We start from the raw sequence: 18,080 nt of genomic DNA on the forward strand, positions 1-18,080 counted from the left end.
GTCAGGGTTCATTGCCCTTAGAAAGTGGTATCATTTGAGCAATACAAACCATACAGAGCTATCCCTAAATGATGGACTTCGTCGATCTGGAACGCCACTTCGCACCAATATGCAAAGACAAGGATGAGGAACTCGACTGGAGTTTACATTTAGGACGAAAGTATGGAAATTGGCTTAACTGGGCAGAACTTCTCGAGCGTCGCCGTGTGGTCCTGCTTGCGGAAGCGTTGTGCGGGAAAACCAAGGAACTTGAGCAAAGAGCCATAATGCAAAGGGGGCAAGGGCACCCCGCGTTTTATGTTCGTATTGAGGATCTGATAGATCGTGGCTTCATAGCCGCTCTGCGAACGGACGATGCCCAGTTGTTTGACACGTGGAAGCAGAGCAAGACGGGCGATGCCTGGTTTTTTCTTGATTCGGTCGATGAAGCCAGAATTAACAACAAGTCGTTTCCAGGTGCTCTCCGGACCCTCAGCAATGAACTGGGTAATGATAGCCTGAATCGAGCGTTTATTATTGTTAGCTGCCGAGTCAGTGACTGGAAAGGCAAGTCCGATCGCGAAGCAATTGAGACCGAACTACCTTTCGTTGATAATAATTTAGCGTGCCATGATCGTGACGAAATCTTATTAGGGCCTATTTTTGACAAGCATACGATACAGACCAACACAGCAAGTTGGGGTGAGGTGCCTAGGTCTAGTAATTTACTTGTCGTTCAGTTAGTTCCTTTGACCGACGAACAGAAGCTAAAAATGGCAGACGCGGCCAAAATTGACGGACTAGCGCTGCTTCAAGCTATTAACCAATCTGGTTTAGATGCAATGGCAGAGCGTCCGGGTGACTTTATAGACTTGATTGCTTATTGGGCTGAACATTCGCGGCTTGCTTCGCTGATCGAAATGACGGCAGCGGGTGTGCGCCGCAAGCTCCGTGAGGAAAACCAACATCGGGCCGGGCTGTTAAGTCCGGAGCGTGCAATGGATGGGGCAATGCGACTGGCCGCTGCCTTAGTATTCGCCAAGACGTTTGCGCTGAAAGCGCCCGGGCAAGAGCCAGACATCACCTTGTCGAAAGGGGCAATTAATCCTTCCGATATATTGGATGACTGGCCTCCACATGAGGTAAATGCCTTATTGCGGACTGGTGTATTTGCGCCAAGCACATACGGACGCATCAAGTTTCACCATCGGACTACACAGGAGTTCCTTGCTGCCTGCTGGCTGCGTACCTTGCTTGAGCATAATTGCCCCATATCTGAAATAAAAAGATTGCTCTTCGCGGATCCGTATGGCGCAAAGACTGCAGTTCCGTCGTTACTTGCCGTAACCGCGTGGCTGTCTCAGTGGGTGCCTGAAGTTTGTCATGAATTGATTGAGCGCGAACCTGTTGCACTGATTGTGCACGGCGATCCTAAATCTCTTTCCTTGCAGGCTAGGGGGGCTTTGCTGAAATCCTACGCTCACCTAGATGCTGCCGGCAGGCTTGATTATGAATATATCGATAATCGAGCAGCGTGGATGTTTTCGAATGCGGCGCTAGCAAATGCAATTAAGCTCGCTTGGCAAGCTAACTCCAAAGCGGGATTTAGATTGCATCTCTTGCATTTCATTGAAGAAGGCCGGGTTGAAGCATGTGTGCACTTGGCGCGGCAGGCCGCTTGCGACCAATCTCAAGACGACATGCGTATAGCTGCAACCCGAGCCATGGTCGTATGCAACGATCATTCCGGTTTGAAAAAAATTGCGAGACAGTTGATTGCGGAACCTGACCGATTGAATGCTCATCTTGCACCCCGGTTGGCTGAGCTGCTTTACCCGAACTACCTGAATACCACAGGCCTTCTCATGCTGATCGACCGCTCTCAGCAAGCAAGAAAATTCTCATCCGATGGCTTTGCTAGTTACCTTGCCACATTGCACAAGCAAACGCCATCTAGGCCAGACAAGAAGCGATTGGTTGCTGGTATCGCCGATCTGGTTCTCGGTTCGGATCGCCGGAATGCCCCGAACGAAACTGTTCCACGGTATGCCGAGCTTTGCAAGGGAATTGCAGAACTGGCGAATGTTGAATTTACAATATGCGGACAAGGCGAGGTTGAGGAAGGAATGTTGCGCTTGCTGATGGCGGTCGAACGCGTGTTGGACTATTACCATGATGACGCGGCGTTGCCTGTGCTTAAAGATAGGGTACGTGGGGATAAACAGTTGAATCGCCAACTGATGTGGGCCGACGCCGCTGCTTGGCGCAGTAGGCCGGCAACGGATCATCCAATCGTCCATTTCTGTCAGATTGGACCCTTTTATAGTCGTACTCTTTGGGGAACCGATGCAAGCGACCTTGAGTGGCTTTTGGACGATGCGCAGAAAATGTGTAGTGAAGATGATCGGCGTATTGCTTTCAGCGCGCTTTGGCATGCGCTGAAAGCTGATGAGGTATCGCCTTTACGGATGTGTTTGGATCGATTGGCGTCCGGAGATTTGGTATTGGGCAGGGATCTTGCCGAGTTTTTAAAACCACGCGAACCAGACGTCTATGTGCAGAAACAACTTGAGGCGGAGCTTGAAGAGAAGCAAAAAACTGCGAAAGCGAAGCAATCGTGGATTGATTTTCGTGAGGAGCTTCGTAAAACTCCGGCAATCCTCGATCACGCCGATGCATTGACATCCTGGAGTGGTGGCTTACATAGGCTTTATTACTTGACAACATGGTTAAAAAAGCGTGCAGCCAAGGATGGCAAAAGCGGTGTTTTATCTTATTCACTTTTCAATGGCGTATTTGACCCTGAGGTTATCAATCATTACGCTGCCGGCATGCGCCAAGTATGGCGCCTGTCTAAGCCAATCCGGCCGGATGTTTCAGGCATTAGCCGCACGTTCACGCGTTCAAGCCGTCTGGCACTCGATGCATTGGCTTTGGATTGCCAGAGCAGCGACTGGGCCACGGATTTGAGTGACGCCGATGCAAAGATTGCCGTTCGTCATGCAATGATCGCGGGGACGATTAAATCTGCATGGGTTGATAAACTCATCATGGCAAGACCTGAAATCGTCTTGCTGGAAATTGTTGCAGCATTGCAATACGAGTTCGGCGCTAATAACCAAGTCAACGATATCCTATCAAATGCCGCCTATCATGACGTTCCGGGCCAGCAGATAGTTACCGAGAAAGTCTTTCAGCATTTAAAGCGTAGGGAGCCCACTGACAAGCAAACGTTGGACTACTGTAGTCGTATTGTCGCGCGTCACGTGGATTTCTTGGCTAGAAAGGGTGTGATTGCACTGGCTCAACAGCGCTTGCTTGTGCACATGGCGTCAGGGGACGACGAGCGGATTTTTGTGTATCTTCGGATTTTGGCATCAGTCGATGGCGATGGCTTGGCCAGACTTGTACTCACCCAACTCGTACGCACATCCGCGGAGTCGAAGCCCGAGTTTGAATTAAGGGTACAACATTGGCTTGGTAGATTGTTTGATTGTCACACTAGCGGCGGAGTCGCATTCGTTGCACTTCACAGCATGAGATTAGAGCTACTTGCCAAGTTGCTGAAATTGGCTTATCGCCATGTTCGTCCGCGTGACGATAGAACATCGGAAAGCGACTCGACCGTCTCCCGGAGGGATCTGGCAGAGAGTGCGCGAAACTCTCTTCTGAGTGAGGTAATGGCCAGGCGCGAAGCAGATGCTTACGATGTGTTGATGCAGATGGCAGGTAGTCCGGAATATGCCCCCCATGCCATGCGGTTTTCGGAGCTGGCGCATCGGAAGGCACATGCGGATGCAGACGTTGATCCATGGACTGTTGCCGAGGTGAATGATTTCGGCCGTCTACATGTAGCGCCAGTCAAGAATGGAGAGCAACTGCTTCGACTTGCCATGGCCGTATTGTCTGATATAACTGCCTCGTTCGACTGCGCGGATGCCTCCAGTCGTTCCCTCCTTGCTTTGGCAGATGACGAAGAAAAGGTACAGCAATGGCTGACCGAACGGCTGAATGATCTCAGCAAAGCCCGTTACCATACGTATCGAGAACCGAAAGTTGCTAACAGTAAAGAGCCAGATATCGTTGTATCGTCGACATCGTGTCCGGCACAGATCGCTATTGAAATTAAAAACGCGAACAAGGGATGGACGGTCAAGCAATACGAGGCTGCTGTATCGAAACAGCTGGCTAGTCTCTATTTACTCCCCCAAAATCGTCGTCATGGCATTTTGGTTATCAGTCTGCATGAGTTCAGAAAGTGGCGTATTGATGGAAGGTACAGGAACTTCGATCAATTGATATTGCATCTCACGGACTATGCTGCACAGGTAACTTCGAACAAGATGGGGGCAGTAGTAGTCAAGGTTGTAGGCATCAACGCATGGCGTCCGAAGTAGGGTTCACCTTTGTTCACCATGCGAGTACGCGTGCCTTACCCCTCTTATACTATCGAGCCTCGTTTCCCACTCGAAGTAAGTTGCACCTGGTTTTGATAGACTGCGCCCTTATTCAAATTAGCGCCGAAAGTATCCCTATGCAACAATTTCCATCGACCTTCGCCACTATCACCACCACTGCTACGCCACAGGAATTGCGTGCCTATGCGCTGGCCTGCCTGCTCGAACCGGATCCGGCGACCAAGGTGGCGATGGTGGCGGCCATGGCCGAAGCACAGCTTGCGCTCGATGCGCAGGCGCCGCTGGCGCCGACCGGCCCCGTGCCAGGGCGTCCCGAGCGTCCGGAACTGGTGCCGCCGCGCCTGGTGGGGCGGCGTTCGATGATCACGCCGGAAGGGCGCGCCATGCTGGTTCACGCGCTCGCGCACATCGAATTCAATGCGATGAATCTGGCGCTCGACGCCCTGTGGCGCTTCCCCGATTTGCCCTTTGATTACTATACGGACTGGCTGCGCGTGGCAAAAGAGGAAGCCACGCACTTTGCCATGCTGCAGGCGCACTTGCAGGTGCTGGGCCACACGTACGGCGACTTTCCCGGCCACGATAGCCTGTGGGAAATGGTCGACAAGACGCGCGGCGACGTGCTGGCGCGCATGGCGCTCGTGCCGCGCACCCTGGAAGCGCGGGGCCTGGACGCGATTCCGCCGCTGCGCGCCAAGCTGGCGCAGGCGGGCGACATGGCCGCCGCCGCCATCCTCGACATCATCCTGCGCGATGAAGTGGGGCACGTGGAGATCGGCAACCGCTGGTACGGCTACCTGTGCGATCAAAGGGGCCTGGAGCTGCGCGCCACCTATGCCGAGCTGGCGCTGCGCTACGAAGCGCCGACCCTGCGCGGCCCGTTCAATCTGGAAGCGCGGCGCCGGGCGGGCTTTTCGGAGCTGGAACTGTCCGATCTGCCCGCCTGACCTTGCTTACGGATGGGCCGTGATGCTGATGTGCCAGTGGCTCAGGTGTCCCGCCTCGATGTGCACCTTTGCCGGCTTGGTCCAGGTGCCAGCGCCGGGGATATGGTCGGTCGGGGCGGCGGAAAAACGTCCGTCGACGAGGGCCAGTTTGATGAAGCTGGGGCCGATGTAGATGACGCGCGTGCTGGCCGGCGCCGCTTCCAAGTCCAGCATGGCGCGGTTCGCCGCGATCCACGCCAGCAGGGCGGCCAGTTTCGGCTTTTGCGCGGGGTTGGCCGCCACTTCCGCCTTCGCGGCATTGATCAGCTGGTGAATGGCGGCGCCATCGTTCTGGCCGCCCAGCGCGTCCGTGTAGCCGCCCGCGCCGTCCGCGTAGCGCAAGTCGATCTGCTGGCCGTCGCTGTGGCCGCTGTGGCCGAGGATGGAACGGCCCGTTGCCGTCTGCGTCACGTGCTGGCCGCTGATGTCGTCGAAACGGTAGGGCTTGCCCGCCAGCCAGGCGATGGCCAGGCGCGTGGCCCACGAATCGCCGCCCGCATCGCGCGTGCCGTAGCGCCGCGCCGCCAGCGCCGCCTCGTCGTTGGCCAGGTACAGGGGGGTGTAGGCCGTGTCTCCCTTGAACTCCACTTGCCCCCCTTCGGCCGGGTCGGAGCTGGCATCGACATTGTCGATGCTGCCTTTCAGTCGCACCGTGACGACGGCCTTCTTGTCGAGCTTGGCGCCGGCAAAGGCGGGCAGCACCAGGCTGGGGAATTTCACTGTGCCGGCAGTCTTGGTATTCGTCTGGGACAATAAATTCTCCGTGCTGAAGGCGGGATCGCCGCCGCCCGACGAGATGCCGATGTTGACTTCCGTAATCGTTGCCGCCGCCGGCGTGTAGTGCAATTCCAGCGGCAAGGTGTGCGTGGCCGTGGCCGCTCCTTGCGACACGGATACATACGGCCCCGCCAGATTGCCCGTCAGCTTGATCGGCTGCAGCACGGGGTGGGCGGCCTGGTTCGGCGAGCTGAACTTCGCCAGCGTCACCTTCAAACCCTTGCAGGCGAGGCTCAGTTCCACCGTCGTCACGGTGGCCAGGGCGCTGTCGCCGATATTCGTGGCGCTGACGTTGCCGCCCAGGCTCAAGGCTCCAGCCTCGGTTTGCTTGCTGACGTCGACGCACTCCGTCCTGACGATGGTGCCTTGCGTGAAGTGCGTCTGGTTGACGGCGCCCGTGGCGGCCAGGTTGACGCCGGGCAGCCCCGTCACGGCGTACGACCAGGTATCGTTGTACTGGCTTTGCGCCGTTGTGTAGGTGGGATACTCGGCCGTGCTGACGGTGATTTTCACGCCCACGTTTTTCGTGCCTTTCGGTACCGTGAAGGCGACGGGCGTCGTGATGGTCTGGTTTTGCGCGGCCGCCGTGGCCGTGAACGTCTTGCTGCCCTCGTCATCCTGCGGCGTGGCGTCGTCCGCGGCGCGGGAGCCGGCGGGCAGGTCGCGCGCGCGCGGCCCGGCGCCATCCTGCGTGACGCTGCCCGCCGCATAGGTCTTCGCCTCGGCGCGCAGTGCCAGGCCGGCCCCGTACGGGTAGACGATGCCGACGTTGACGCTGCTGCTGTTCTCAAACACGACGGCGCTGACGCTGACCACGTTCGGGTGGACGAGGTCGTTCAAGGTCAGCTGGTAGGTATCGGGCAGCACGCCATCGAAGTGGAAGGCGCCCGTGGCGTCGACCATGGCCACCTGGCGCTGGTGGTTGTTATAGCCGGCCAATAACATTTTCTTGCCGGCCAGCCCCGTGGCATTGCCGCCTGCCGGCGTGCGCAACTGTCCTTGCAGCACGATGCCGGACTTGATGACGATCAAGGCATAGCTGGCCGTGAATTCGCCATCCTGCGAGACGAAATTGAGGTTCAGGTCATAACTGCCGTTGGGCAAAGATGCCAGCAGCTGCTGCATGGCCGTGGCGCTGATGCTGAAGGTGCCGCTGGCCGCATCGAACGTCCAGTAGGCTTTGAGGCTGATGGCCAGGCCATTTGGGGTCGACAGCAGGCCGTCGCTGTCATCCTGCAGCGCCATCGGGGCCGCGCCCATCAGGCGTAATCCCAGGGCGCCCGGCTGCAGGCGGTTGTTCGGCCCCAGTCCCGTGATGGCCAGCACGGGCGCCGCGGAGGGCAGGTTGCCATCGTCGTCCGGCTCCACATAGGTTTCCACGGCCGTGGGCAGTGCCGTCTGGATCAGCAAGTCCAGGGTGGTGGTCTTGCCGCCCTTGCTGAGGGTAAATTGCGCGTGCTGATCCACGCCCGTGTCGCCGGGCGTGGAAAAGCGCAGGCTGCCGTCCTGCAGCAGCACGTCCGTGACGGCGCCGCTGGTCTTGACGCTGTCGGCGCCGTCGGGAAAGCCCAGCCCGGCCAGCGCCAGCACGACCACTTGCGCGGGCCGCACGGGGGCGAGGACGAGGCCGGCGCCGGTGCTGAAGGTCCACGTCAGACCGGCGCTCTGGAAGGGGATGTTGCGCTCGATGCGCAGGGTGATGGTGTCGGTGGGCGTGACGGTGGCGCCCGCGCCGATGTTGCCGGCCAGCACCTCGCCATCGATGATGGTGCTGCCCGCCGGGGCGCTGGCCAGCACGGCTTGCACATTGCTGGCCGTCTCGCCGCCATTGTTGCGGATGTGCACGCGATAGGTGTAGTCCCACGCCGTGCGGCTGACGCGCTGCTCGGCCACTTTTTCCAGCAAGGTCACTTCCAGGTCTCCGGCGGCCTGGGCGGTGGTGCTGGTCGCGGCGGCGGCCAGCATGACCTTTGGCGCGGGTGCTTGCGTGGGATCGTTCGGCCCCCCGCAGGCACACAGGCCCATTGCCAGCCCTGTGGCCAGCGCGGCGCACGCCAGTTGCCGGCGCCGCAGGCAGGCCATGGCCAGTACGCCCGCCAGCAACAGCCATGGGGTGGAGGGCAGGGCGACGGCGGCCGGTTGCGTGATGCCCGCCTCGAGCTCGGCGAAGGAGACAGGGTCGAGGATGGAAAACGGCTGGGCGCCGGGGCTGCCCGCGCCCAGGTAATCGAAGGTGACGGAAAAGCCCGTGGCCGTGGCGCCGGGCGCGATGCCGCCGGCCAACGCCAGCGCGTCGAGGTAGCCGTCGCCTGGAATGGCAGGGTCTGGCTGCACCAGCAGCACGTCCCAGCCTGGCAGCGTGGAGATGCTGTGCAGGTTGGCGTACTGGCCCACGCTGAAGAACAAGGTGAATTCCTCGATGGGAATGGCCAGCGTGGTATTGCTGACCGTATAGTCGTAGCGCCACTGCGTGCCGCCCAGCGATGTTGCCGTGTAGCCGATGCTGGTGGCGTGCGCGGCAGACATCACACATAGCAGCAGCGCCAGCAGCGCCTGTTTGATAAAGCTCATGATCGTTCCCCCGTTGACTGGCGCCAAGCGTGCCCAGGCAGGAGGTCAAGCAGGAAGCGTTCCTGTATCAATTATGCTGTAAAAACAAGGGCTTGGCGGATGCGGGCGGGAGCAGGTGTCAAATCTGCCGACACAGGTCTTTATGGCTGAGCCTGTCAGCGCTGTCCTACCCGTCTTGTCGAAACTGTCTGATTGTATGCCTTGCGGAAACACGCGATGATCGTGTCCATGCTGAAACAGCCAACCAGTCCGACGGAGTATGCGATGCAAAAGCCAGGCCAGTCCCTCCACGTGAACAAGCCTTTCCTGCTGATCTGCCTGTTTACCTTCTCGACCCTGGCGGCCACCTGGATGACGACGGTCGAGGCGCCGGCCAGCGACGCCGCGCCGGCGCCCGTGGCGCGCGATGCGGGCCACGGCGCCTTGCCCATCTGCAGCAGCGACGCCCTCACACTGTCGGCACGCTGCCAGCCGCAGCCCGCGCGCCAGGCTTGAGCGCACCCTGCAGCCGCTGCTGCAGCAAGGCCAGCACGGCCGCTTCTTCCGGCGCCAGCGCCTGTAAATCGTCCTGCATCTGCTGCCGCGCCCGCGCGCGCATGCCTTCCAATAAACTGCCATCCAGATACGATTCCAGCACGGCCGGGTGCACATAGCACTTGCGGCAGATCGTCGGCGTGTTGCCCAGCTTTTTCGCCACGGACTCGATCGCCTGCACGATGTTTTTCTTCGCTTGCGCATCGGAATCGACCTGTTCGAACGCCTGCAGGGCCAGCGCAGCCAGCAAGGTGCCGGACCAGGTGCGGAAATCCTTGGCCGTGTAGTCTTCGCCCGTCACCTCGCGCAGGTAGTCGTTGACGTCGCCCGAATCGACGCCATGGCGCGCACCGTCCTCATCGACATATTGAAACAGTTCCTGTCCCGGCAGTTCGCGCATGCGCTGCAGCACCCTGGCCAGGCGCCGGTCGCTCAGGCGGATATCGTGGCGCACGCCGCTCTTGCCCTTGAAGTGGAAGGCCACGGCGCTGCCGTCGACCTGCACATGGCGCGTGCGCAGGGTGGTCAGGCCGAACGATTTATTTGTGCGCGCGTATTCTTCATTGCCGATGCGCATCATCGTCAATTCCAGCAGGTGCACGATGGTGGCCAGCACTTTTTCACGGGGCAAACCTGGCAACTGCATGCCGCGCGCGACGGCGGCGCGGATGGCGGGCAGGGCGCGGCCAAAGCTGAGCATGCGCTCGTATTTCACTTCGTCGCGCACCTGGCGCCAGCGCGCATGGTAGCGGTACTGTTTTCGGCCGCGCGCGTCGCGTCCCGTCGCCTGCAGGTGGCCGTTGGCGTGCGGGCAGATCCACACGTCCGTCCAGGCCGGCGGTATGGCCAGCGCCTTGATGCGCGCCAGGGTGGCGGCATCGCGCACGATATGGCCGTCCCCGTCCCCGTCGCGGTAGCGGAACTTGCCGGGCTTGCCCAATCGGGCGATGCCGCTTTGGTGGTCGCCCGTGTAGCGCAGGCCGGCGGCGCGGGCCGTGGTGGTGGCGGATATTTCCATGGATATAAGGTACCTTGCAGGCCGCGCACCCGTCGCGCCGTTATGCTAAGGTGCGCATTCGTAACGCCGTGCGCGGCACAGACAGGAGCAGCAGATGTTTGGCAGAAAAAAGAATCTGGAAGAAGACCACGCCCCCCAGGCCGACAAGCAGTATGAAAAGAAATACACGGATGACAGCTTCTGGGACAAGGTCGTCAAGTTTGCCAAGACGGCGGGACGCGAAGTCATCGAAAAAGCCCTGTGGCTGTACTACGCGGCGCAGCAGCCGAATACGCCGCTGTGGGCCAAGACGGCCATCTATGGCGCGCTCGGCTATTTCATTTCGCCCATCGATGCGATTCCCGACATCACGCCCGTGGTCGGCTATGCGGATGACCTGGCCGTGCTGGCGGCGGCCGTCGCCACGGTCGCCACCTACATCACGGCCGAGGTCAAGGAACGGGCCGCCGAAAAACTGCACGGCTGGTTCGGCGCCTAGCCAGCAGGAGCGGGCTGGCCCGGCTGGCCCGCTTGTCCCTTGATGGCGTTGAGGTACTTGGCCCTGGCCTCGGCCCGCTTGACCGCCTCGCCGGCGATGTTCTGTGCCTTGATGCGGGCTTTTTCACTCTTGCTGCGCTGTTGCGCCACGTCCTTGTTGCCGATGCGGTTCGTCATGCTGGTCTCCTCGTTGAGTGTCAAGTCTGACCAGCACAGCATACTTTCTTGCTTGTACGCTACCGTGCGCCCGCTCACACAAGCGGCATGCCTACCGCGCCAGCACGCCGCTGCCGCCATGGGCCAGCAGGCGCAGCACGACTTCTTTCTGGAATGAACGAAACTCCTTGTCGGCACTGACGTTGGCGAAGGCCAGCACGGCTGTCTTGCTGGCGCGGTCCACGCAGACGACGGACGCGGCACCCGGGTCGCCGCCGCTGTGCGTGGCCAGCGGCCTGCCATCGACGTCGCGCAGCAGCCACACCAGGGCTTGCCGCACGGATGCATCGGCGGGCGAGACGGCGGCCGCTTGCGGCGCGAAAAACAATTGCAGGGTGGCGTCCTGCAGGTAGCGGTGGCCTTCGACCCGGCCGTTATTGCTGAAGATGGCCAGGAAACGGGCGAAGTCATGCGCCGAGCTGCGCAGCAGGCCGGCCGGCCAGTCCGGATAGCCGACGGGCGGCAGCACTTGCAGGCCCGGTTCCTTGTGCGCATACGGCTGGGCCACGACGGCGCGCCGCGGCAAGCCGGCCAAATTCCAGGCCGTGCTGTCCATGCCCAGCGGTTCGAACAGGTGCTCGTGCGCAAAGGCGTCGAGGCCGTCGGGGTTCAAACGGCCCACCAGATAGCCGAGCAGGGCGATGCCGACATTGCTGTAGCGCCATTCCGTGCCGGGCCGGGCGGCAAACGACACGTCCGCGTCATACCAGGCGCCGCCACGCGACAGATAGCCCTTGACGAAGTCGCGCAGGGGCAATCGCGGGTCGCCCTGCACGGCAAACGCCGTCGTCTTTTCGTACACGGCGTCGGAAATGCCCGAGGTGTGGCTCAGCAAATGCCGAAAGGTGATGGGCACGTCGGGAAACTTCGGATGCATGAGCGGGAAGTCCAGATAGGCCGCCACCTTGTCGTCGAGCTGGAAGGCGCCCTGTTCCAGCAGCATCATGACGGCCGTGGCCGTGACGAGCTTGCTGACGGAGGCGACATGGAACACCGTGTTGGCATCGGCCTTCTTGCCGGCCTGGATGTCGGCCCAGCCATAGCCGCGCGAGAAAATGGTCTGTTCGCCGCGCACCACGGCCACGCTCATGCCCGGCGTTTCCGTGCGGGCCAGGCCGTCGCGCATGAAGCCGTCAAATTCTGTTTCCCACGCCAGCTTGGCCGGATCGGTGGCGCAGCCCGTTTGCAGCAGGGCCAGTGAGACGCCCAGTCCCAGCACACTTCGTCGTTTCATTGCTTCTCTCTTTTGCCATTTTTAATGATCTTAACAATATTTCTGCCCGCCATAGGGGCAATTGACAAAACATTGCTGTGCAGCAATGACAAAGGGGGGAGCCGGCGCTTGTTTGCACCCGTTATTTGCGCCAGTAGCGCACCAGCAGGGGTTTGACCGTCAGGCCGTGCGCGACGATGGACAGGATGACAACGACCAGGGTGATGTCGGCCAGCTCGCGCGCCAGGGGGCGCGGCAAGCCATGCGCGATGGCATAGCTGAGGTAGTACAGCGAACCGATGCCGCGCACGCCGAACCAGGCGGCCAGGCCCCGCAGGCGCACGCTGGTGCCCGAAGCCAGCAAGCCGAGCATCACGCTGGCCGGGCGCGCCACCAGTAGCAAAAACAGGGCCACGCTCCACGCCTGCCAGCTCCAGGCGGCGGCCGTGACGGCGCCGCCCAGCAGCAGCACCAGGGTCAGTTCGGACAGGCGTTCCAGGTGTTCCTTGAAGACGAGCGATTCGCCGCTGACGGTCAGCGGCACGTCGCTGTCGTGCGGCCTGGCGGCGGATACGGCGTGGGTGTCCTCGGCCTGCAGCAAGCCTTGCCGGTCTTTTGGCGCGCCGGCCAGCCGCAGTTCCGTCTGGCGCAAGGCCACGCCGGCAAAGAACACGGCCAGAAAGCCCCACGCGTGCAGCCACGTGGCCAGGCCATACACGAGGGCGATCAAGCCCAGCGCCGCCAGGTCGTCCAGCATGGCGTGCTTCGGTTCCTTGGCGCGCACCTGCCAGCCCAGCCAGGCCAGCAGCGCGCCGCCGGCCGCGCCCAGGGCGATGGCGCCCGCGCTGGCCCAGAGCAAGTCGCGCCACAGCCAGGTGGCGCCGTGCGGCCCCAGTTCATGCAAGCCCAGCAAGCCCAGGCCCAGCATGACGAAGGGAAAGCCGCTGCCGTCGTTCATGCCCGCCTCGCTGGTCAGGATGAAGCGTAATTGTTCGCTGTCGCCCGCATGGCGCAGCTGCACGTCGGTGGCCAGCACGGGGTCGGTGGGCGCGAGGATGGCGCCCAGCAGCACGCCCGCGCCCAGGGGCAGGCCCAGCACCCAGTAGGCGAACGCGGCCACCAGGGCCACGGAAATGGCCATCGACAGCCACGCCAGGCGCAGCGAGGGCATCCAGCGCGCCAGGCTGAACGGCACGGGCATCTTGACGCCGGCGGAAAACAGGGAGATGAGGACGGCGATTTCCGTCAGGGTTTCCAGCAGGGGTGCCTGCCGCACCAGGTCGAAGGAAAACAGGCCAAGGAACATGGGGCCCAGCAGCAGGCCCACGCCCAGGTAAGCCATGGCCGAAGTCAATGGCAGGCGCGCGATGCTGTCGGCGCCCAGGCCGCGCGCCAGCATCAGGCAGCCGATCAGGATGAACCAGGCGGTGGTGCTCATGCGCCTTATTCTAGCCGCGCGCGGGCCCGGGCAGCGCGCCGCAGGTTTTTTATGCTTTGTGCAGCGACACGCTGTCGTTCTGCGCCTGCATCGCGTGCAGTTCGATGGGGTCGTGCGTGGAGCGCAAGCGGGGCAGGCCGTGCGGATAGTGGGTGGTGATGAAGGCCAGCATCTGCTCGCGCACGAGGCAGCGCAGTTCGAAGGCCAGGCCCGAATCTGCCGCGCTGATCAGAAAGCGCACGCGCACGGCCCGCTCGTTCGAATCCGTCGCCTGCACGGTGCAGACGCGGCCATCCCATTGCGTGGCGGACTCGCAGATGCGCGTCAGTTCCGCGCGCAGGGGCTCGAGCGGGATGCTGAAATCGAGCCACAGGAACACCGTGCCCAGCAGGGTGGACGAACTGTGCGTCCAGTTCTCGAACGGATTTTCAATGAACCATTGCAGCGGCACGATCAGCCGGCGTTCATCCCACACGCGCACGACCACATACGTGCCCTTGATTTCCTCGACCTTGCCCCATTCGCCATTGACGATCAGCACGTCATCGATGCGGATCGGTTGCGAAAACGCAATTTGCAGCCCAGCAATGAAATTGCCGAGCACGGGACGGGCGGCGATACCGGCCACCAGGCCCGCCACGCCGGCCGAGGCCAGCAGGCTGGCGCCGATCTGCCGCGCGCCGGGCAAGGTCAGCAGCACGAAGGCCAGGCCCAGGATCACGACGATGGCGTGCGCGCTGCGCGTGAGCACGCGGGCCTGGGTGATCAGGCGGCGCGCGCGCAGGTTGTCGGCCACGTCGACGGGATTGACTTCGGAAATCGTGATGGAGAGGGCCTGGATGCATTGCATGGCCAGCCAGGTCAGCGCGATGATCAGCGCTACGCTGGCCATGTGCGACATGGCGATCAGGCCTGGCGTGTCGTCGGGCGCGCCGGCCAGCACCATGCGCAGGCCGAAGACGATCACGCACAGCTGGCTGGCGCGGAAGGCCACGCGCGTGGCGTTGGTGGTGAACGGGCGGCCATTGGCCAGTCTTTTCAGCAGGCTGATGCCGGCCCGGTGCACGCCGATGGCGACCACGGTGACGAGCAGGGCGGAAACGAGCACGGTCAGCGCCGAGCGCAGCGGGCCTCCCATCAGCGAGTGGAACGTGCTGAGATCCATAGGCGAAAACTCCTTAGACTGGATTGGTGAGGGATGTCGGAAGCGGGTATTTTACGGGCAGATGGCGTAACGGGGGCGTGCGTTGCCGTACGGATAAGACTTGCGTCAAGGTGGATACTGGACGAAATTGCTGCGCTGCGCCATGTCACGTTGACGTTTCAATACGGAAAGCAAACGGGCGTCGCCGCAGCGGAAACATAGTCATACTTGCCATGCTTTTTGTTTTTGCAAAGGAAAACGATGATAGTACGATCACTCCGAATGTCCTTGCGCTTCATCCTGCCACTGGCCCTGGTGCTGGGACTGTTTGCCTATATCGTAGTACCCCTGCTCGACAATATCACCCTGCGCTGGTATGTGCGCGATCTCGACAGCCGGGCGGAATTGCTCGCTGGAACCCTCCGGCCCTCGCTCACCGAATACCTGCCCGCGCAAGACGCCACCCGCATCAGCGAACTGTTCCAGGGCGCCACGCGCGACGAACGCCTGATCGCCATCGGCTTTTGCGACAACGCGGGCCACTTGCTGTACCAATCCGCGCAATACCCGGCTTCCATCGGCTGCTGGAGCACGCCTCCTACGGGCGGCCTGTACAAATCCCTGGCGCAATTGCCGCAAGGCCAGGTACACATCAGCGAAACGCCCGTGATGCAGGATGCATCGCAGCTGGGCCGCCTGGTGCTGGTGCAGGACATGAGCTTTGTCGAGCGCCGCAATACGGATACCAAACGTTTTATATTTGCTTTCCTGGCCGTGCTGGCCGTGCTGATTTCCCTGATGACCGTGTTCGTCGCGCACCTGAGCTGGCGCGGCTGGCTGGCGGCCGTCAAGGATATTTTACGGGGCGAGTTGCTGCCGAAGAGTAATGGCGCAGTGGCCGCTGCCGCACCCGCCGCCGCGCCCGCGCCACCGCCGGAAATGCAGCCGCTGATCGGCGACTTGCGCGAATTGCTGCAGGAATACCATTTGGAACGCCAGGGCGATAACGGCTGGTCGTCCGACTGGACGCCGGACAAGCTGCGCGCCTTGCTGGAAGCGGACTTGCAGGGCGACCAGGTGCTCGTCGTGTCGAACCGCGAGCCGTACATCCACACCAAAACGGAAGATGGAATAGCGGTGCAGCGCCCGGCCAGCGGCCTGGTGACGGCCGTGGAAGCCGTGATGCGCGCCTGTTCCGGCACGTGGATCGCGCATGGCGCCGGTTCCGCCGACCGCGAGACGGTCGATAAGCTCGACCACGTGCCCGTGCCGCCCGACAATCCCAGCTATACCTTGCGCCGCGTGTGGCTGACGGATGAGGAAGAGCAGGGCTATTATTATGGCTTCGCCAACGAAGGCATGTGGCCGCTGTGCCATATCGCCCACGTGCGCCCCGTGTTCCGCTCGTCCGACTGGGAGCAGTATGTAAAAGTCAACCGCCGCTTTGCCGACGCCGTGATCGCCGAGGCGAAGACGGACAACCCCGTCGTGCTGGTGCAGGATTACCACTTTGCCTTGCTACCGCGCATGGTGCGCGAAGCCTTGCCGAAGGCGACGATTATTACTTTCTGGCATATTCCTTGGCCGAACTCGGAATCGTTCGGCATTTGCCCTTGGCGAGAAGAAATCCTCGACGGCTTGCTGGGCAGCACCATCCTCGGTTTCCACACGCCATTCCACCGCAAGAATTTCCTCGAAACGGTGGACCGCTACCTGGAAACCCGCATCGAGCCCGAGGCTTCCACGATTTCCTACGGCGGCGAGATGACGCAGGTCGAGGATTATCCGATTTCCATCGCCTGGCCGGAAGACAATCCGACGCAGCCCGACGTGGCCACGTGCCGCGCGCAAATCCGCAGCGAACTGGGCGTGGCGCCCGACCACTTGCTGGGCATCGGCGTGGACCGCCTCGATTACACGAAAGGCATCGTCGAACGCTTCCAGGCCGTCGAGCGCATGCTGGAACAGCAGCCTGGCATGGTGGGCAATTTTACTTTCGTGCAAATTGCCGCCCCGAGCCGCGCTTCGCTTGACGAATATCAAAGTTTCGACGCCCGGGTGCGCAAGATGGTCGAACGCATCAACCGACGCTTCGGCAGCGGCAACTACGTGCCCATCCTGCTGAAAGCGGAGCACCATGGCCAGGACGATTTGCAGCGCTATTTCCGCGCTTCCGAAGTGTGCATGGTGACGAGCTTGCATGACGGCATGAACCTGGTGGCCAAGGAATTCATTGCCGCCCGCGACGACGAGCTGGGCGTGCTGGTGCTGAGCCAATTCACCGGCGCCGCGCGCGAGCTGCATGAAGCGCTGATCATCAACCCCTACCACATCGAGCAGGGCGCCGACGCCCTGTACCGCGCCCTTGTGATGCCGCCCGTGGAACAGCGCGAGCGCATGAAAAGCATGCGGGCCCGTGTGAAACATTTCAATGTCTACCGCTGGGCGGGGCGCATGCTGCTGGACGCGGCCCGTTTGCGCCAGCGCGACAAGGTCATGACCAAGATCGACGCCCACAGCCGCATCAAGCGGCGCAAGGGGATCTGATGGACGATACACCTGACGATAGTGCGGCTTTGCTGCAGCTGCTGGGTGCGCCTGGCAGCGCTGTCTTCCTCGACTTCGACGGCACCCTGGTCGACCTGGCGCCCACGCCCGACGGCGTGCGTCTGGAAGCGGGCGTGGTCGAAGCGCTGGCGCTGCTGGCCGAGCGACACGGCGGCGCGCTGGCCCTCATTTCCGGCCGTCCCATCGCCCAGATCGACGCCATGCTGGCGCCCTTGACCCTGCCGGTTGCCGGCGTGCACGGCGTGGAGCGGCGCGACGCCGATGGCGTGCTGCATGTGGCGGCCACGCCCGACGTCTCGCCCGTGCTGGCCCGCGCCCGGGCGCTGGCGGCGATATATCCCGGCTTGCTGGTGGAACACAAGCGCGGCGCCGTGGCCCTGCATTACCGGCTGGCGCCCGAACTCGAGCAATTGTGCGTACACGAAATGACGGCGGCCGTGCAAGCGTGCCCGGGGGTATTGCTGTTGCATGGCAAAATGGTCCTGGAAGCCAAGCCGGCTGCCACCGACAAGGGTGGCGCCATCGCCGCCTTCATGGTGGAGGCGCCATTCGCCGGCCGCCGTCCCGTGTTCGCGGGCGATGACACCACCGACGAGGCAGGCTTTGCCTTTGTACAACAAGCAGGCGGGCAGGGCGTGAAAGTGGGCAAGGGCCCCAGCGCCGCCACCCTGCGCCTGGCCAGCCCGGGCGCCTTGCGCACGGCGCTGCTGGCCGCGTCCGTATCCCCCTTCAAGGAGTAGC

The 18,080-nt window shown here is 61.8% G+C and carries 12 protein-coding genes; 6 read left to right on the forward strand and 6 right to left on the reverse strand.

Going from position 1 to position 18,080, the window contains the following annotated elements:
• The first annotated feature begins 68 nt into the window (after positions 1 to 68).
• Both FG13_RS03500 and FG13_RS03505 read left to right on the forward strand, forming a co-directional pair.
• On the forward strand, positions 69 to 4,376 hold the full coding sequence (locus FG13_RS03500; protein WP_035818432.1) for a hypothetical protein: 4,308 nt from the start codon (positions 69 to 71) through the stop codon (positions 4,374 to 4,376).
• Between the two features lie 137 nt (positions 4,377 to 4,513).
• The gene (locus FG13_RS03505) at positions 4,514 to 5,344 is read left to right on the forward strand and encodes a ferritin-like domain-containing protein (RefSeq protein WP_051958452.1); all 831 of its coding nucleotides are present in this window, start codon (positions 4,514 to 4,516) and stop codon (positions 5,342 to 5,344) included.
• A 6-nt stretch (positions 5,345 to 5,350) separates the two neighbouring features.
• On the opposite strand, the gene FG13_RS28720 is transcribed toward FG13_RS03505, so the two are convergent.
• Positions 5,351 to 8,731 carry a hypothetical protein gene (locus tag FG13_RS28720; RefSeq protein ID WP_051958455.1) on the reverse strand — a complete coding sequence of 1,127 codons (3,381 nt, stop codon included), beginning with the start codon at positions 8,729 to 8,731 and terminating at the stop codon, positions 5,351 to 5,353.
• A 264-nt stretch (positions 8,732 to 8,995) separates the two neighbouring features.
• Here FG13_RS28720 and FG13_RS03515 point away from each other — a divergent pair, with 264 nt between their 5' ends.
• Positions 8,996 to 9,226: a hypothetical protein gene (locus FG13_RS03515; protein WP_161784143.1), complete on the forward strand. Its 231-nt coding sequence runs from the start codon at positions 8,996 to 8,998 to the stop codon at positions 9,224 to 9,226.
• On the opposite strand, the gene FG13_RS03520 is transcribed toward FG13_RS03515, so the two are convergent.
• Positions 9,180 to 10,283 carry a DNA topoisomerase IB gene (locus FG13_RS03520; protein WP_035818438.1) on the reverse strand — a complete coding sequence of 368 codons (1,104 nt, stop codon included), beginning with the start codon at positions 10,281 to 10,283 and terminating at the stop codon, positions 9,180 to 9,182. The genes FG13_RS03515 and FG13_RS03520 overlap by 47 nt on opposite strands.
• Before the next feature lie 94 nt (positions 10,284 to 10,377).
• Here FG13_RS03520 and FG13_RS03525 point away from each other — a divergent pair, with 94 nt between their 5' ends.
• On the forward strand, positions 10,378 to 10,761 hold the full coding sequence (locus FG13_RS03525; RefSeq protein WP_051958457.1) for a YkvA family protein: 384 nt from the start codon (positions 10,378 to 10,380) through the stop codon (positions 10,759 to 10,761).
• Here the strand turns inward: FG13_RS03525 and FG13_RS03530 are convergent.
• From FG13_RS03530 to FG13_RS03545, 4 genes are all read right to left on the reverse strand, one after another.
• Positions 10,758 to 10,937, reverse strand: a complete 180-nt coding sequence (locus FG13_RS03530; protein ID WP_035818439.1) for a hypothetical protein — start codon at positions 10,935 to 10,937, stop codon at positions 10,758 to 10,760. The genes FG13_RS03525 and FG13_RS03530 overlap by 4 nt on opposite strands.
• A 91-nt stretch (positions 10,938 to 11,028) precedes the next feature.
• Positions 11,029 to 12,210, reverse strand: a complete 1,182-nt coding sequence (locus tag FG13_RS03535; RefSeq protein ID WP_081922402.1) for a serine hydrolase domain-containing protein — start codon at positions 12,208 to 12,210, stop codon at positions 11,029 to 11,031.
• Positions 12,211 to 12,331: 121 nt separating this feature from the next.
• Positions 12,332 to 13,627 (reverse strand): cation:proton antiporter, encoded by a 1,296-nt coding sequence (locus FG13_RS03540; RefSeq protein ID WP_035818441.1) that lies wholly within the window; start codon positions 13,625 to 13,627, stop codon positions 12,332 to 12,334.
• A gap of 49 nt (positions 13,628 to 13,676) precedes the next feature.
• A complete protein-coding gene (locus FG13_RS03545) occupies positions 13,677 to 14,792 on the reverse strand; it encodes a mechanosensitive ion channel family protein (RefSeq protein ID WP_035818443.1) in 1,116 nt (371 codons plus the stop codon).
• A gap of 261 nt (positions 14,793 to 15,053) precedes the next feature.
• Here FG13_RS03545 and FG13_RS03550 point away from each other — a divergent pair, with 261 nt between their 5' ends.
• Positions 15,054 to 17,318, forward strand: coding sequence for an alpha,alpha-trehalose-phosphate synthase (UDP-forming) (locus tag FG13_RS03550; RefSeq protein WP_152598661.1), 2,265 nt, complete (start codon positions 15,054 to 15,056; stop codon positions 17,316 to 17,318).
• Positions 17,318 to 18,079 (forward strand): trehalose-phosphatase, encoded by a 762-nt coding sequence (gene otsB, locus FG13_RS03555; RefSeq protein ID WP_051958461.1) that lies wholly within the window; start codon positions 17,318 to 17,320, stop codon positions 18,077 to 18,079. The genes FG13_RS03550 and otsB overlap by 1 nt, the downstream gene beginning before the upstream one ends.
• Position 18,080 lies beyond the last annotated feature (1 nt).

It is taken from the genome of Janthinobacterium sp. RA13, assembly GCF_000745325.1.
GTDB lineage: Bacteria > Pseudomonadota > Gammaproteobacteria > Burkholderiales > Burkholderiaceae_D > Janthinobacterium > Janthinobacterium rivuli.

Coding starts and splice junctions, on each gene's coding strand:
- FG13_RS03520 (WP_035818438.1), bottom strand. CDS start 10,283: ATGGAAATATCCGCCACCACCACGGCCCGCGCCGCCGGCCTGCGCTAC.
- FG13_RS03540 (WP_035818441.1), bottom strand. CDS start 13,627: ATGAGCACCACCGCCTGGTTCATCCTGATCGGCTGCCTGATGCTGGCG.
- FG13_RS03530 (WP_035818439.1), bottom strand. CDS start 10,937: ATGACGAACCGCATCGGCAACAAGGACGTGGCGCAACAGCGCAGCAAG.
- FG13_RS28720 (WP_051958455.1), bottom strand. CDS start 8,731: ATGAGCTTTATCAAACAGGCGCTGCTGGCGCTGCTGCTATGTGTGATG.
- otsB (WP_051958461.1), top strand. CDS start 17,318: ATGGACGATACACCTGACGATAGTGCGGCTTTGCTGCAGCTGCTGGGT.
- FG13_RS03505 (WP_051958452.1), top strand. CDS start 4,514: ATGCAACAATTTCCATCGACCTTCGCCACTATCACCACCACTGCTACG.
- FG13_RS03545 (WP_035818443.1), bottom strand. CDS start 14,792: ATGGATCTCAGCACGTTCCACTCGCTGATGGGAGGCCCGCTGCGCTCG.
- FG13_RS03535 (WP_081922402.1), bottom strand. CDS start 12,210: ATGAAACGACGAAGTGTGCTGGGACTGGGCGTCTCACTGGCCCTGCTG.
- FG13_RS03525 (WP_051958457.1), top strand. CDS start 10,378: ATGTTTGGCAGAAAAAAGAATCTGGAAGAAGACCACGCCCCCCAGGCC.
- FG13_RS03550 (WP_152598661.1), top strand. CDS start 15,054: ATGTCCTTGCGCTTCATCCTGCCACTGGCCCTGGTGCTGGGACTGTTT.
- FG13_RS03500 (WP_035818432.1), top strand. CDS start 69: ATGATGGACTTCGTCGATCTGGAACGCCACTTCGCACCAATATGCAAA.
- FG13_RS03515 (WP_161784143.1), top strand. CDS start 8,996: ATGCAAAAGCCAGGCCAGTCCCTCCACGTGAACAAGCCTTTCCTGCTG.